14 protein-coding genes are annotated in these 16,166 nt (G+C 46.1%); 3 read left to right on the top strand and 11 right to left on the bottom strand.

What is annotated here, in order from left to right; all coding sequences use genetic code 11:
- Positions 1–39 precede the first annotated feature (39 nt).
- Both gmd and fcl read left to right on the top strand, forming a co-directional pair.
- Positions 40–1,125, top strand: a complete 1,086-nt coding sequence (gene gmd / locus DG177_RS15820) for a GDP-mannose 4,6-dehydratase (protein ID WP_337658940.1) — start codon at positions 40–42, stop codon at positions 1,123–1,125.
- Positions 1,126–1,129: 4 nt separating this feature from the next.
- Complete coding sequence (gene fcl / locus DG177_RS15815; RefSeq protein ID WP_108812370.1) at positions 1,130–2,083, top strand: GDP-L-fucose synthase; 954 nt, start codon at positions 1,130–1,132, stop codon at positions 2,081–2,083.
- A gap of 196 nt (positions 2,084–2,279) precedes the next feature.
- Here the strand turns inward: fcl and DG177_RS15810 are convergent, their stop codons facing one another.
- The 3 genes from DG177_RS15810 to wecB are packed head-to-tail and all read right to left on the bottom strand — an operon-like array spanning position 2,280 to position 5,902.
- The gene (locus tag DG177_RS15810) at positions 2,280–3,494 is read right to left on the bottom strand and encodes a glycosyltransferase (RefSeq protein WP_108812369.1); all 1,215 of its coding nucleotides are present in this window, start codon (positions 3,492–3,494) and stop codon (positions 2,280–2,282) included.
- A gap of 15 nt (positions 3,495–3,509) precedes the next feature.
- Positions 3,510–4,745: a UDP-N-acetyl-D-mannosamine dehydrogenase gene (gene wecC / locus DG177_RS15805; RefSeq protein ID WP_108812368.1), complete on the bottom strand. Its 1,236-nt coding sequence runs from the start codon at positions 4,743–4,745 to the stop codon at positions 3,510–3,512.
- Between the two features lie 23 nt (positions 4,746–4,768).
- Positions 4,769–5,902 carry a non-hydrolyzing UDP-N-acetylglucosamine 2-epimerase gene (wecB, locus tag DG177_RS15800; RefSeq protein ID WP_108812367.1) on the bottom strand — a complete coding sequence of 378 codons (1,134 nt, stop codon included), beginning with the start codon at positions 5,900–5,902 and terminating at the stop codon, positions 4,769–4,771.
- Between the two features lie 363 nt (positions 5,903–6,265).
- On the opposite strand from wecB, the gene DG177_RS15795 reads away from it, so the two are divergent.
- Positions 6,266–7,441, top strand: a complete 1,176-nt coding sequence (locus tag DG177_RS15795; protein WP_108812366.1) for a DegT/DnrJ/EryC1/StrS family aminotransferase — start codon at positions 6,266–6,268, stop codon at positions 7,439–7,441.
- A gap of 27 nt (positions 7,442–7,468) precedes the next feature.
- On the opposite strand, the gene DG177_RS15790 is transcribed toward DG177_RS15795, so the two are convergent.
- The 8 genes from DG177_RS15790 to DG177_RS15755 form a co-directional block, all read right to left on the bottom strand.
- The gene (locus DG177_RS15790) at positions 7,469–8,122 is read right to left on the bottom strand and encodes a NeuD/PglB/VioB family sugar acetyltransferase (RefSeq protein ID WP_108812365.1); all 654 of its coding nucleotides are present in this window, start codon (positions 8,120–8,122) and stop codon (positions 7,469–7,471) included.
- Complete coding sequence (locus DG177_RS15785; RefSeq protein WP_108812364.1) at positions 8,119–8,715, bottom strand: sugar transferase; 597 nt, start codon at positions 8,713–8,715, stop codon at positions 8,119–8,121. The genes DG177_RS15790 and DG177_RS15785 overlap by 4 nt, the downstream gene beginning before the upstream one ends.
- Positions 8,716–9,465: a hypothetical protein gene (locus DG177_RS15780; RefSeq protein WP_337658939.1), complete on the bottom strand. Its 750-nt coding sequence runs from the start codon at positions 9,463–9,465 to the stop codon at positions 8,716–8,718.
- Complete coding sequence (locus DG177_RS15775; protein WP_108812362.1) at positions 9,462–10,244, bottom strand: TauD/TfdA family dioxygenase; 783 nt, start codon at positions 10,242–10,244, stop codon at positions 9,462–9,464. The genes DG177_RS15780 and DG177_RS15775 overlap by 4 nt, the downstream gene beginning before the upstream one ends.
- A gap of 158 nt (positions 10,245–10,402) precedes the next feature.
- Positions 10,403–11,587: a hypothetical protein gene (locus DG177_RS15770; protein ID WP_108812361.1), complete on the bottom strand. Its 1,185-nt coding sequence runs from the start codon at positions 11,585–11,587 to the stop codon at positions 10,403–10,405.
- Positions 11,588–11,608: 21 nt separating this feature from the next.
- Positions 11,609–13,795: a GumC family protein gene (locus tag DG177_RS15765; RefSeq protein ID WP_337658938.1), complete on the bottom strand. Its 2,187-nt coding sequence runs from the start codon at positions 13,793–13,795 to the stop codon at positions 11,609–11,611.
- Between the two features lie 36 nt (positions 13,796–13,831).
- The gene (locus DG177_RS15760; RefSeq protein WP_337658937.1) at positions 13,832–14,548 is read right to left on the bottom strand and encodes a polysaccharide biosynthesis/export family protein; all 717 of its coding nucleotides are present in this window, start codon (positions 14,546–14,548) and stop codon (positions 13,832–13,834) included.
- Positions 14,549–14,666: 118 nt separating this feature from the next.
- Positions 14,667–16,109 carry an O-antigen ligase family protein gene (locus tag DG177_RS15755; protein ID WP_108812360.1) on the bottom strand — a complete coding sequence of 481 codons (1,443 nt, stop codon included), beginning with the start codon at positions 16,107–16,109 and terminating at the stop codon, positions 14,667–14,669.
- Between the last annotated feature and the right edge of the window lie 57 nt (positions 16,110–16,166).

The following is a 16,166-nucleotide window of genomic DNA, read 5'->3' as shown; positions in this document are numbered from 1 at the left end:
CCCCCACCAACTATCTTTAGTGCCTAAAAGCAGGAATACATGATGACGAAAACCGCTTTGATTACCGGGATTACAGGTCAGGACGGAGCGTATCTGGCCGAACTTCTTCTTTCCAAAGGCTATGAGGTACACGGCGTCAAGCGCCGGTCCTCCAGTTTTAATACGGGCCGGATCGACCATCTTTATCAGGATCCACACGAGAGCGATGTGCGAATGACTTTGCACTACGGAGACATGACAGATGCGACCAACCTGATCCGGCTTGTTAAAGAAACTCAGCCCGACGAAATCTATAACTTGGCCGCTCAATCGCACGTCCAAGTTAGTTTTGAAACAGCCGAGTATACGGCAAATTCAGATGCTCTCGGAACACTTCGATTGCTAGAAGCAATAAGACTGTTAGGGCTTGGTGAAAAAACACGTTTCTATCAAGCTTCCACTTCAGAGCTCTATGGTAAAGTTCAAGAGATTCCTCAAAGCGAAACAACCCCATTTTACCCTCGCTCTCCCTATGCGGCCGCTAAGCTTTATGCTTATTGGATTATTGTGAACTATCGTGAAGCTTATGGTTTACATGCATCAAATGGCATATTGTTCAATCATGAAAGCCCCATCCGGGGCGAAACTTTCGTTACCCGTAAGATCACCCGCGCAGTCGCCGCGATCAGTTTGGGGCTACAAGATACACTGCATTTAGGCAATCTTGATTCCAAGAGAGACTGGGGGCATGCGCGTGACTATGTCGACGGAATGTGGAGAATGTTACAACAGGACACACCGGATGACTATGTTCTTGCCACCGGAGAAACACATGCGGTGCGGGAATTTGTCGAAAGAGCCTTTTCTGAGGCCGGCATTACAATTAGCTGGTCTGGTAGCGGGGTTAATGAAAAGGGAACAGATCAGGCAACCGGGCGTGTTCTGGTTGAAGTTGATCCGCGGTATTTCAGGCCGACCGAAGTTGATCTTTTAATCGGTGATCCATCCAAAGCACAAAAAAAACTTGGCTGGAGAGCGAGCATTTCATTCCCTGAACTTGTCCGTGAGATGATGGAAGCTGACTTGGGATTGGTGAAACGTGAAGCAAAATATCGCAGGCTCGACGAAGAACGCGCGAAGGGATAGGCTGATGACCGACGAAGTTCTTTTCGATCTAGACGGCAAGCGGGTCTTCGTTGCGGGCCATCGCGGTATGGTTGGCTCTGCCATCGCTCGCAGACTAGCAAGTGAAAACGCAAGTATTCTTACGGTCGACCGCAGCGAACTTGATCTAGTCCAACAAGCGTCGGTTGAAAAATGGATGACCAGTAACCGTCCGGATGTCGTGATCCTAGCCGCTGCGAAGGTTGGCGGGATTCTGGCAAATACCAACTATCCCGCTCAGTTTCTATACGAAAACCTGATGATCGAATCGAACATCATCCATGCAGCACATCAAGTCGGAGTAAAGAAACTAGCATTCCTTGGATCAACATGCATCTATCCAAAATTGGCCGATCAGCCCATAAAAGAAGATTATCTGCTCACCGGTCCACTGGAGCCGACGAATGAGTGGTATGCAATTGCCAAGATTGCTGGGATCAAGCTTTGCCAGGCCTATAGAAAACAATATGGCAGTGACTTTATTTCTGCTCAACCGACCAATCTCTATGGCCCGGGAGATAATTACGACCTCAAGGCTAGTCATGTCCTTCCTGCGCTTTTGCGCAAAGCGCACAACGCCAAGTTAAGCGATGCAAAGGAGATGATTGTTTGGGGTTCGGGCAAACCTCTGCGTGAGTTTCTGCACGTCGATGATCTGGCTGATGCAGTGATCCATTTGACAAAACGTTATTCGGCTGACGATCCCATCAATGTTGGGTCTGGGCAAGAAATCCGCATCGCCGATCTTGCAACACTGATCTGTCAGATAGTAGGCTTCGATGGAGAACTGATCTTCGATAAATCAAAACCGGACGGGACACCGCGGAAACTCGCAGATACAACGCGCCTGCGAGAAATCGGTTGGAGAAATGCCCGATCTTTGGAAGAAGGTGTGATTTCTACTTACAAGAATGCTTTGGAGAACAACCTGTTGACATGATAAGCTGTGAAGACGCGCAATGAGCGCTATCATGGTATTATGTGACCAATACCGCAATATTACACCAGCCATGATCGTTCGATCAGAATCAATCTCTGGACTAAGAGGTCGTGCAACAACAATCACAAGTAATTCAGGCACCTGCTGAATGGTCGTTAAGGAAAGTGCACGTTAGGGACAATATTTTTTATCAAATTTAAAAATCTTCAACAATAAACCTAACGAATTTCTCTCCAAGTTTGTCTCGTGCGAACTTAGTTTCTCCCAAAGTTCTAGCATTCAGGCTTTTTTGTCTCAAGTCTCGATCATTTCGCATTTGTATCAGCGCATCAGCAAAAGCATTTGGATCTTGAGGCGGCACAGACACTCCACAATCATATTCTTTCACTAGATCCGCGACCCATCCAGGGTAGTTAGTAATCACCGGAAGGCCGGCCGCCAAATAGTCAAAAAATTTGTTCGGAGACGTCCCGTAGTAAAATGCCGGAATATTTGCCAAGATTTGTAAACCTACATCTGCAGAGGCCATTAGTCCGGGCAATTGCGTTTTGGGTACTTGATCAAGCAATATAACAATCTGCTCCAATGCTTCAGACTGCACACGTTCAGCTAGAAAGGGCTTTTCGGCACCATCACCAACCAGCACAAGCTTTATGTTAGTCACCCCACGGTCTTTTAGCACAGCCGCCGCATCGACTACCGCACCCAGGCCATTCGCTTTTCCATGTGTGCCTGCAAAAATCGCTAAAAAGTCTGATGCCGATGTCTGTTTTGGGCGCCAAAACTTGCTTTTGTCACTGAACATTTTTAGGTCGCATCCGTTAGGAATAAGCGCGATACGGGACTTTTCATGGACATCTTGCGCTATTCCATCCACTATACCGGGACTCAGACCAACCAGCCGATCAGCCGATTTGTAGCTAACCCATTCCAGAACCCGCATTGAATACAACACAAACGGATTAGTGATGACGCCCATAGCTTTAGGGAGCTCTGGCCAAAGATCACGCACTTCGAACACGAATGGCTTTTTTCGAAACCACTTTGCAATTATTCCTGGAATTCCTGCAGTAAGCGGTGTTGTTGTTGCAAAAACGATGTCCGTAGGTTCCCGAAATGCAATCAAAGAGCTCTGCCAGGCAAACGCTATGAAGGTCAGACTTCGCTTTATAAAACCATCTCTATTTCCATAAGTTAGATCAAACTCAATTATATCAATTCCGTTTGCAATTCCTCTTCTTTTACCGTTGATGAACGGCATCTCTAAACCAGTTTTCCCGCTAACATTGGATCCACAAACCATGGTCACTTGATGCCCAGCCTCAATCAATTGCCGCGCCATCTCATAAGAACGCGTTCCGGCAGATCCTGAAGGCGTCGAAAAATGCTGATGGAAGTAGAGAATTTGCATCGAACCAGGAACTTTTTAACGAGAAAGACCGCAGGCATCGAATATTTTCTTACCCGGTTGAAGCTGTTGCAAAGTGCCGTGAAATTGGTCATGTGCAGTTAGAAAGGCGATGATGTCGGCACTCGCAACAGCACTTTCAACATCATGATTTTTTAGTCCCCTCTTTTTAAGGCTTTCCGGTAGTTCGCTCACAAATGGTTCACATACTAGAATTTGGCCAACATCCTGGTCGCTCAATCCCTTAACGACTTCAATTGACGGGCTTTCCCGGAGATCATCCACATTTGGCTTATATGCAAGGCCCATGCAGGCAACAGTAGGATTATCAAATCCTAAGGCAAGAGCTGCAATTTGATCGATTACCCATTTCGGTTTATCATCATTGACTTCTCGCGCTGTACGAATGATGCGCGCTTCTTTAGGAGCGCCGTCGACAATGAACCAGGGGTCCACTGCAATGCAATGCCCGCCTACGCCAGTGCCCGGTTGCAAAATATTGACACGTGGATGGCGATTCGTGAGTGCGATAAGTTCGTAAACATCGATGCCCAGTTTGGCCGAAATGATGGACAATTCATTTGCAAAGGCAATATTTACATCCCGGAAAGAATTTTCTGACAATTTGCATAATTCCGCTGTGCGCGAATTGGTGACATGGCATTGCCCCTTTACAGCGTTGTTATAAAATTGCACTGCCAATTCACTACTTTTTGACGTTATTCCACCGATTACACGATCGTTTTCAACAACCTCCCTCAATACTTTGCCAGGCAAGACACGCTCAGGGCAATATGCCAAGTAAATGTCACCTTCAGAGCCATCAATTTTAGGAACATTTAGGTCCGAGCGAGCCTCACTTAACCAAGCGGCCAGCTGTTCGGTTGCCCCCACTGGAGACGTCGATTCCAATATTATCAAGTTGCCACGTTTGAGAAAAGGAGCGATCATACTCGCAGCCGCTTTAACATGTTTTAGATCCGGCGCGTTTCCTTCTTTAAACGGCGTTGGCACAGCAATAACGAATACGTCACTTTCCTCAACTGCGGTTGAAGCGCGCAAACTTCCATTTCCCACAACTTTTTTTAGCAGTTCGTCCAAACCTGGTTCAACAATGTGCGCACGACCGCTGCTAATTGTTTCTATGGTTTTTCTATCAATATCTACGCCAACAACTCTAAGCCCCGAATCTGCAAATACCGCAGCGGTCGGAAGACCGACATAACCAAGACCAAGAACCGAGATATGACGCATATAAAATCCTAATCATTTTAGAGTTAATCTGAAGCTGAACGATGAATACCGGCAAGAATTTCCACGATACGAGACGCAGCCTTGCCATCACCATAAGGATTATGGGCCATCGACATTCCAGAATAAATTTCAGCACTGTCGAGCAATTCTGTTACGTGGGAGACTAGGCTTTTTGTATCTGTACCAACTAATCTGACTGTACCGGCATTTATTGCTTCTGGGCGCTCTGTGGTGTCGCGGGTTACAAGCACGGGTTTACCAAAACTCGGTGCCTCTTCCTGCAAGCCGCCGGAATCTGTCACCACTAGATGGCAAGCGTTTAGTATCCATACAAAGGACAAGTAGGGTAAAGGGTCAACTAGGAATACATTACCTACTCCAACAAGGACTTTATCCGCGACCTCTTTGACTTTGGGATTCAGGTGCACCGGATACACAATTTGGACGTCACTGCGCAGGCTAAGCGTTGCCAACGCTTCGCACACCCGCTCAATACCTCCATCATGATTCTCCCGACGGTGGCCAGTGACCAATATCAGTCGTTTTGACAAGTCAAGAAACGAAAATTGTTCAGCAATTCTTGCGTTCAGGCTGGCATCGTTTTCAAGTCGTGCTCTTGTCATGAACAAAGCATCGATGACCGTATTGCCCGTGACGTGGATGTTTTCTTCCGAAACACTTTCCTGCAGCAAGTTTTCGCGCGATAAATTCGTAGGCGTAAAATGAAGATTTGCGAGCCGCCCGGTTATTTGCCGATTGGCCTCTTCCGGCCAAGGTGAGAGCATATTATGGGTACGCAAACCAGCCTCAACATGGCCGACTGGGATGCCAGCATAAAATGCTGCCAGCGCCGCTACCATAGATGTAGTGGTGTCCCCATGAACCAAAACATACTCAGGCCGAAAGTCGCCCAGCACCTTCTCTAAGCCTTCAAGAACTGCAGTAGTGATGTGGGTTAAGCCCTGTCCCGCTTTCATAATCTTCAGATCAGTATCCGGGAGTATATCGAACAAATTATTTACTTGATCAAGCATTTCAGCATGTTGACCGGTGACGCACACCTTGGAATCAAAACGCTCATCAGCCGCCAACGCTTTAACAACTGGCGCCATCTTTATCGCCTCAGGGCGCGTGCCAAAAACGCTCAAAATTTTCACAGAAGGTCCTTTTTGACTGAGACGAGAGCGGTGTCGAATTCGTGGGTGTTGAACATCGATCTGTTAAACTTTAAATTAATCACCACTGACACTCTTACGATGAATTTGAACTTACTGGTATTCGGACTGGGTCTTACTGCTCAATAGCGTGTTAGAACCCTATCGTAATCAAGAAAAACGATTGCATTGATGGATGCCCATAGCATATGATTACGCTCAATCAATGCTCTAGAAACGCTGCCTCTGAGACTTGTTGAGGGACGGAATATTATCCAACCTTATCAGTTGATATCTATAGAGTTAGAGTTATTGTTTTCAGCAGCTTAGTGATCACATGAAATATGCAAGGCATGCCCGTTTAATATGATTTCCAATTTTGCTCCATGGCCGTTCTACTCGGATGAGGAAGCGCGAGCCATTTCCGATCTCATTCTTTCAAACAAAGTCAATTATTGGACTGGAACAGAAGGCCGTGCATTCGAACGCGAATTTGCCGATTGGATCGGAGTAAGTCGTGCCGTTGCCGTTGCAAATGGAACGCTTGCGCTCGATCTGGCTCTTAAAGCACTCAATATCGGCCCCGGTGATGAGGTGATCGTGACTCCCCGAACGTTTATCGCCTCTATCTCTTGTGTGGTTAACGCCGGAGCCAGTCCGGTTTTTGCGGATGTGGATGCTAATAGCGGTAACATTAATCCAAGCACCATTGCACCGGTAATTACCGATAAAACCAGAGCAATCATTCCTGTCCATTTAGCTGGATGGCCATGTGATATGGATGGAATCATGAAGCTTGCGAGTGAACACAACCTTCAGGTGATTGAGGATTGTGCACAAGCACATGGGGCGAGAATCGATAGCCGAATGGTAGGCTCAATAGGACATGTGGGTGCTTGGTCTTTTTGCCAGGACAAGATAATGACCACTGGCGGTGAGGGCGGCATCGTCACCACCAATGACAAGCAGCTCTGGGAAGCGATGTGGTCTTACAAAGACCATGGCAAAAGCTGGGATGCTGTTTACAACCGTGATCATCCACCGGGTTTTCGCTGGCTTCACGATAGCTTCGGTACAAATTGGCGGATGCTGGAAGTGCAAGCCGCTATTGGACGCATCCAACTGGGGAGGATCGCGGAGTGGACGCAATTACGCACGCGCAATGCGCATGCGATACAAGATACACTGAATCACTTTCCTAACGCATTGCGTGTTCCAAGCCCACCAAGCGGAATGACGCATGCCTACTACAGACAATATGGCTATATAAAGAGGGAGGGGCTAAAGACCGGCTGGAATAGGGACAGGATTGTCGCCGATATCATTGACCAAGGTTATCCTGCTTTTCAGGGTAGTTGCAGCGAGGTTTATCGTGAAAAAGCCTTCGAAGGAACGGACTGGCGTCCCAAAGTATCACTGCCGGTAGCCCAACAACTTGGAGAGACCAGTGTTATGTTTTTAACACATCCTTCAATCACTAATGGACAGCTCCAAGGTTATTGTAAGGCCATCCGCCTCACATTGGAGAAAGCATCACGTTAGCCGCTTTCAATAACTAACAAATATGGTTCAATTCGCCATTGGAATAGCTGGATTACCGATCACAATGGCTCCGTCCGCTACATCTTTAGTCACAACTGCTCCCATGCCAACGACCGCTCCCTTTCCGATACGCAGAGGTTTTTCTGACGTGCCCTGCTTTAAGATAGCGCCGGTACCAATATAAGCATTGTCGTCTATATGGACGTTGCCGTTGCACTTAACGCCAGGTGCAAAAGTGACATAATCGCCAATCACACAATCATGAGCCACGTAGCTATAGATGTTGCAATGAAAATGCTTGCCGATCTGAATGTTGCTTGTCAGTACGGTATGAGATGAAAAGATAGCTCCCTCGCCAACAGTACAACTGTCCATTCTGATGTGATTGGAAGCAACGATCGATAGAAATTTTATGCTGTCTTTTTCGCATTTTCTTGCAATACTTCGTCGAATAGCAGCGTCGGCGATCGCTATAACAACATATTTTTCTGTATCAGTTTTTGAGATTAGATCGGCATAACTCCAAACTGGGTAGCCATTAACAACCTCTTCCGATTTTGAATCGTCCACAAAAAGTACAACTGAACTATTCAATTCAGCAATTGTGGTCGAAACCAATGGCATCACCTCTCTACCAAACCCACTCTTGCCATAGACCGCAATGATTTTTTTTGATGTCATGATGGTGTTCCAGTGAATTCCGACATCGTCACTCCATTGTCTCCTCTAACGCCCTCACGAGAGATGACTTTTTGAATAGTCATAACTAAAATCTTGATGTCCAACCAATGAGAGCAATTGTCGACGTACCAAATATCAAGGCTAAATTTTTCTTCCCATGATATGGCATTGCGTCCATTGACCTGTGCCCAACCAGTGATGCCGGGAAGTACATTGTGCCGCCGCAGTTGTTCATCAGAATATAGTGGAAGATAGCTCGCAATAAACGGCCTTGGTCCTACTAACGACATTTCGCCTCTTATAACATTCCACAAGCACGGTAACTCATCGATACTCGAACTTCTCAGAAATTTTCCTAGTTTCGTTAATCTCTTAGCATCAGGAAGAAGCTTTCCGTCTACGTCACGTGCGTTAGTCATCGACCGAAGTTTAATCACTTCAAATGTTGAGCAATTGAGGCCCCCACGCATCTGACGGTAAAATACAGGACGTCCAATCCCGAAGAAAACGAACAATATTGCTATACCGAGGATCGGTAATAATAGTGGTGAAGCTACGACAATAAAGGCTAAATCTCTATATCTTCTAATCATCTAGTGCACCAGTTCTGCAATATGATCGAGGTTTGATGAAGAGACAATGGCAGCTTCAATCGCCGGCATATCCAAACTCTCGTCGAACAACGATTTCGGGCTTCCTTTTTCGCCATTAACTAATGATCCAGCAGCAAAAGGACGAATGATAATTGCATCTTTGCCGAGCTCGCCACACCGAGCAAGCGCTGGCTCATATTCTGGCTCATTAATGTTTCTATAAACTGCTAGACCATCTATTCCATCAGCTTCAACTGCAGCGAACGCAAAAGCTGGCGAGTAAGGAAAGCATAAAACCCTATCTATCAGACCCTCTCGCTTCAAGGTTTCTGCGGCCTTGGCAATTGCATCTGTTTCCTTTTGGAATAGACTAATTCGCTTTTCATCATCATTAAGATTTGAGCGCCACATCCATTGCAGGTCTCCGATTTTGTCCGTGTTCAACGCTGTACAGTAAGATTGAATTGAAGATAGGAGCTTTTCATACTGGAAACTAGCTTCATCAAAATGCGGGTTACCAATCTTTACTATATGGTCAAAGCAAACATCCGGCCGCTCGTCATTCAACATTTGTATTATGGCGCGAAACAGATCGAAACTTTCGTATTCCATAGAGCTATGGATTTTTTCTATTCCCAAGCCATGAATCTTAACAAAGAACTCAACCCACTGCTTCAATGTCCAGTCAGATTCTAACAGTCGCATAGAACCAAGTATCAATTTAGAAGGCTCTTTTTCCACGAAATTCAAACAAAGTTTCCAACGTCTATAGCACATTTCCAAAGAAAGCGCTCTGATTCCTTCGTTGCCTTAAATCCGTTTCGGCCATGAAGCACAGCGCGATCCTTCCAAGTCACTGCGTCTCCTGGATTCAACTTCACCGGGATAATCCGTTTACGCAATGCTACTGAATTCTGAAGAAAATCAAAAAAATCATTCGCAAGACTTTTTTCCTCTTCGCCGGTGTTCTTGTCCACGCAGTAGTAGTTAAAATTCAACAATGTATTCGGCTGATCGCGGTTTATGATTTTTTCCACTCTGCTGTCACCAGATCGTGAATGAGGTACAGATAATTGTTCCAGTTTAGTTAGCAAATCTAGCCGCTCTACCGACAAGCAATCGATCAGTTCTTCGCTGTCGATAAATGTTGTTTCCCCTCCCTCCGCAGCATTCGCGACACATACCATCAACGTCGCATTGGGAAAGTCAGGTATATACGATCCGTCTGTATGCAAAGGCTGAGCTTCACATGAATGCCTGTAAGCGTCTGGAAGGTCTGGATCGAACCGAACTTCGGTCCAGATTTGGCCTGTGCGCTGATCTGCCCTGCCTCCTTTCCTCACATCTTCTGCGAGCGGAATAGGCGTGCCTAGAAAACTGAAACTTTCGGTGTAGAATTGTTGAACATCTCCGGCTTCTGCTGCACCACGTAAAACAAAGACTTTATTGTCGTCATTTCGCCACGCCTCAACAAGTGCATCAAATGCAGGTTTTGGATCTTTAAAGTCTATACTTTTTTCCCAAAGCATTGTCTCAAATTACCTTTTTCCTATGATTTTAACTGCTCTGTCGAATGAATCGGCTTGGCTGTGTTCCGATTTGATGGTGGCTTAGAATACGCGTTAGTTACTTTCAATTTCTATGAAAAGCCAAGCTAAGCTCAGACCAAATCAAATCGACAATATCACTAATTGTTTATCACAGACAAGGAGATCGATTCCATTCGAATGTCAAGTCCATCACCGCTATCCGCAGCTCTTGCAGTAAAATCTAACCAATAATATTCACACTGGCTGTTCTCATTACTAATTTTGAATTGCGTGGATTTCTTTTCAACCGGTATTCTAATCGCCTCTGGCCTGTTGTCGACGATCTCAGCACAGGATAACCCGATGAATATCGTGGATTCCCGAGGAATTTCTCGGTCAAATTCCGCTTTAAGGTCCAATATGTTGTTGGGCAATTTCACCAGCTGTCGCGCAAGCAATCCGCCAGAGTTACGAATAGCGCTGACGGCCAGGCTATCCTGTTCAATAGAGGCACCATATTCGCCAGTCGAATAAAGCCGCCAGTCAATTGGGGGGTATTTGGATTGTTTACTGAAATCGCTGTTACGGATTATAGTTTCACGGTTTTTCGTGTCAGATACTAGGGCGTGCAAGCGCTCCGCCGTCTTAAAGTGCCGATTTTTGAGGAGCTCATCGATCATTGCACTGTCTCGATACACACCGAATGGTTCAACCGGTTGATAAAGAATTTGCCGTAGTTTCGCAGCATTGATGATAACCTCAGGCCGCCTAACTACTTGAGCCCAAAAGTCACCAGCCCAAGGAGGGTTTTTTAACAACATTGTCGCGAAAGGTTCAATGAAGTTATCATCCGCCAACGCACCAGCCATTGTAGGGATGATGATCGCTGCAGCCGACGGACTAGTCCGTAAGCTCACATCATAATAGGATAAAAATGAAGGTATATCATTTTTATCACCGCTATCTGTTACCATCCAACCTGTTACGAGAGATTGACGACGCGATAGGTCAAATGCTTTCGCCATCAGTCGCTGCCGAACACTTCCAGTTCTGGCCAGTGCCATCACTGCTATAGCGTCCGAAGCAGTTGGCTCCTGTCGAAACGCCTGGCTCGCCAAAGCAGCCCATTCAGGGTCTAAACGGTCGGGGAACACTCCCTGCAGCTTAGAAATTTCGGTTTTGGTCAGTTTCGAGGCTGCTTTTCCGGCAGCAAAACCATTGGTAGGTTGAAGAGAAAGAGCAAATTCTGGTCTCTTGTTTTTCGCAATCGCACCTAACGCAGAGGTAGCTGAAACAACCGCAACGGTAACAGCTAAAGTCCATATCAGAATATTCTTAATCATCGTATATATTTAACTCTCATCTCATAAATCAGCCGTTGCCTTATCCTTATCTCCGTAGCTGTACTGATAGGCATAGCCATAGCCATAACCCGAATGCTGTTGGGGAATCTTAGTCAAAATGCCACCGAATATATGAGCATGCGAACTGCGAACACGTTCAATAGCCGATTGTATACCTCGAATTCTGACGCCACCGGCCTCGATTGTGTAGATCACTCCTTCAACTGAAGCGGCCAACAATGGAATATCCGCGAGCCCCAATACCGGAGGTGCATCGACTATCACAGTATCGTAATTCTCAGCCAGTTTGCTCAACAGCTCCTGCATCCGGGAGCTGCTGAGTAACTCCGCTGCATTGGGTGGTATTGGGCCTGCCGACATTGCGTCAAATCCATAACTACTCTCTTTGTGAATGAGCTTTGTCAGGTCGTCTGACCCTGATAGATAATTACTCAACCCCAAGCTATTTTCCGTTCCAAGCATTTGATGCAAGGACGGGTTACGCATATCACCATCTATCAACAAGATGCGTTTATCTGTACTCGCTAAAACTGCTGCTAGAGCCAATGCAGAAGTACTCTTCCCTTCATTCGGTCGGGTGCTTGTCAAGAGAAAGGAACGAGGAACACCGTGGTCTGTTAAAAATGCTAGACTGGTGCGAAGCGAAAGATATGCCTCCCAAACCATCGATTTTTTATCGGTTAGGCTTTCCAGAATGTCTTCCTTGTCGAAGTTTGGAATGGAACCAAGCGGAGCAATGCCCAGTTTAGACTTCAAATCAGACGGATCTTTTACTGTCTGGTCAATTTGTTCCATTACAAACACATAAGCCGCAGCAAGGCCGATGCCTGAAAGCAACGCCAATATTATATTGAGCAAGAGTTTTGGACTTGAAGGTTTTTCTCCAGGCTCTGCAAGGTCAACAACTGAGATATTATTGGTTCCTACACCCGCAACACCAATTTCTTTATAGCGCTGCAGCAAACCATCATAAAGCTGCCGATTTGTATCTACTTCACGCTGGAAGATATTATATTGAATCGAGTCCCGACGTTCACTGCTAAACTGACCCTTTAGTTGATTGACTTGTTTGCGTAATTTTCGTTCCGTTTCGAAGGCTTCCGCATATCTTGCCGAAGTTCCGGCTCGAGAGCGGGCTTCTTCGGCAGCAATGCTGCGATCAAGTGCTGAGATCTGTGAAACCAACGCTTGAGCAGCAGGATATTCTGGTTCGAACTGGACCAGAAGCTTTGCATATTCTGCCTGTACCTTTGCGCGCTCCTGGCGAAGATTGTTAAGAGAGGTATTGGCAAGCGCATTTTTATCCCCTGCCCGTTGCCTTGCTTCGCTCTCCGCCAAAATACGATCTGCTGTAGCTTGCGCCAAGGCCTCATTGAGTGCTTCAAGGTTGGCTGATGCTAATGTCTTCTGTGATACAGTTTTGCCATCAGGGGTTTGTTGTGACGACAGTGTTATGATCTCTTTATTATCTGCGTATACCGAAAGATTACGCTCAGAATCCTCCAGTCTTTGCTTTAACTGCGCGAGTTGTTCCTCAAGGAACTTTCTCGCTTCTGCCGTCGAGCTAAACCGCCGGTCCAGATTTGATGCGATGAATTGCTCAACCCACGCATTCGCTATTTCTGCCGATAATGCCGGATTCGGACTTTGGAAACTTATGTCGACAAGACTGGAGCCATGAATTGGCGAAACACTGATATGCTCCTGCAAAAGCTCTACGGCGAGTTTTAGCCGCTCATTCCGCTGAGCGGCGGATTGCGTACTACTGTTCTCGGAAAATAGGCCGGAATTGCTCGGATCGATATTAAAGGTCTGGAAAAACGTGTCTTTCGATGCAAGGTTTCTAGCGCGGACAACGCGTTCCGCAAGCGAGCGAGCTTCCAACAACGAGTACTGTGTCTGATAAAACTCAATATTCTGCGAAGCGTTATCTGAAGAATTCACTCCCTCAACATTCGTCACCTTGTCCTGCTCACGGCTGATTTCAATACGCGATATGGATGTATAGTAAGGCGTCATAAGCAACGTGACTATAATTCCAAATGCAAGACAGACTGCAAGGATAGCTGCAATGGCTATTTTGTGACGCAACACTGATTGCCAATATTCTAACAATAACGGCGTTTCATGAGCCATATCGTCATACGGGTCGTAGCCTATCGCTGTCTGATCGTTCTTGTCGGTCATACTATCCATCTAGTTTTTGAATTTTGGGGCACAATATCATCTTCTGAATAAGATAATCAGAGGTGTTGTTAGCAGCGGTGATGCTTGAATCACGTCACGGAACAAGCGTCTTGCTTGAGAGTCACCTACAACTATGACATCATTGGCGAATACTTCAGGATCGTTATAGTTTCCGCGCCTTATCGCCTTCAAATTGTAGAGACCAGCAAGCTGTTCTCCATCAACGGTACGAAAAATTACTACGTCATTCAGTTTCGCAAATTCTCCAGCGCCACCTGCCGTTGCCACGGCACGCATCAATGTCATACGACCTATAACAGGATAGAGGCCCGGTTTGCCCACTTGTCCATCAACGGTAATAACTTGGCTGACGGTCTCCTCTAGATTGACCGTAACTTCCGGATCGCGAACATAGCGCCCCTTCAAACGACTCTCGATCTCAGCCGCAAGCTCCTCCGGCGTCAAACCAGACGCTTTTACAACACCAATCAGAGGAAAAGACAATCGTCCACTTGCATCAATCTGCACTTCTTTACTCAGGTCCTCAATTCCGAACACGTCAATCTTCAACTTGTCAAAGGGGCCAATCAGATAAGGACGGTTTGAACTCAACAAATCAACCCGCGTAGGCTCTGGCAAGCCTTCGCTGGACGCGAGCGTGACGTTAGGGCTTTCGCCTAGCACGGTTTGCCCAGCACATGATGGCAAGAACACTATTATTAAAAGCAATGAGAGCCGGTTTATAATCGTCATACCTATCCATATTCTGTGTTTAGAGAGCATCGTTAGACCAAGAGAATCCACACGTAAACCACTCTCGGTTCAGCAGACCAATTTGGCCAGAATTATACATTCCTCATCGCTATCGTTACTATTTTGTTGCGCTGAGCTGAACGGCACGAACGCTATCGTTAAAAATGCACGACATAACGACGAATATAGCAATTAGTGAAGGTACCCGAAGAGGATAGTCGATAATACTAGCAGCGAGAAAAATCAACAATACTGCAATAGACATTATTGCACGATATTTGCTGTGTTTCGAGTGGTTCCAGTTTTCTGCCAAGTCTTTCAATCGCTTCAAAAACCAGATAAAAACTACAGCAGCAATCAAGAGTGCGGCAATACCGCCCTCGATAGCATATTGAAGCCAATCGTTGTGCGCTTGGTTTAGGTATCGAGGACTCAATAATTCAAGTGGCTCGTAAATCTTATAAACATGCTCGAACGAACCAAATCCGCTTCCCCATGGCATATAGTCATGGATCATCTTGAATAATGTCGGCAGAACTTCAATACGCTGTTCACTCAGTCCATTGCCGCCAAAAAGCCTGTCATAAGCTAGCGAGCGAGACAACAAAACAGATAAGGCAGCAATGCCAGCAACTGTAAGGACACCTAGAGACAAAAAAACTTGACGTGGTGCTAAACGAAGAGCTTGTTGTTTATTAGAACGTATTTTTCGAGAAAGATTTTCCGCGGCATATGGCCCAACGTAGATAAAAAATAACGCAAATGCGACGCCCGGCACCATCAACAACAACCCAGCTCGCGACCCTGTAACAAAAATTAGGGGGATCAAAACAAATATTGCTGCAACACTTGCGTAGAATTTTAAGGATGCCAATTTGGCTCTAGGTCTCTGTGATGCAGCATACCACCCAAGCATTACAATAGTGGATGTCAGCATAACGGCCTGGTGGTTTCTGTTGGCAAAAAGACCAACTCCGTTTCCGAAGTTGGTAATTTGATAAAGATACAGAGGACTGCGCGATGGACCAGCCAATTGTAGCACAGACCAAAACGCACTGACTACACAAAGAACCATGATTACAGTGATCGCCCGATTTCTATATTCTTGATTAAGATTCAGATACAGCATTACAGCCGCCATCGGTACCGTGAGCGAAAACAGAGTGTTTAGTGTCTTGGATGGCGACAATGAGAGCGGCCGCCATGGTTGATCGATCCCCGCAATGATTGCAATGTCAGCAAAAATTTGCCGTCCTGGCAATGATGTCCAGATGGAAGGTGGAAGGGGAATAAGTTGAAGAACCATAAGTATGATGAAAGCGCCGACAGCATAAAGTGGAAACACCCTGCCATTCCATTGCTCGGTCGCTTTCACGGTTACTGCATAAGCGCAGAATAATGCTGAGAGCGGGCGAAGTACAATCAAAGATTGAATATCATCGCGTGAGCCACCGCCCGTAAAGAACAAAATCACAAAGAAAGCAGCAAAGGCATAAAAACAGGTGACAGGGTCCTGAAATCTATTTCGAATTGCGTTCAGCGAATTTTTGGAGAGTTTCATAAATCAACTACTATCAGAGAAAGCAACAGTTTAACCGGCTTTTGGGCAATCGCTTTG

The organism is Sphingorhabdus sp. Alg231-15 (assembly GCF_900149705.1).
Taxonomy (GTDB): Bacteria; Pseudomonadota; Alphaproteobacteria; order Sphingomonadales; family Sphingomonadaceae; genus Parasphingorhabdus.
Note: the sequence above shows the minus strand (reverse complement) of the source record. Positions and strands in the feature narration are given on the sequence as shown.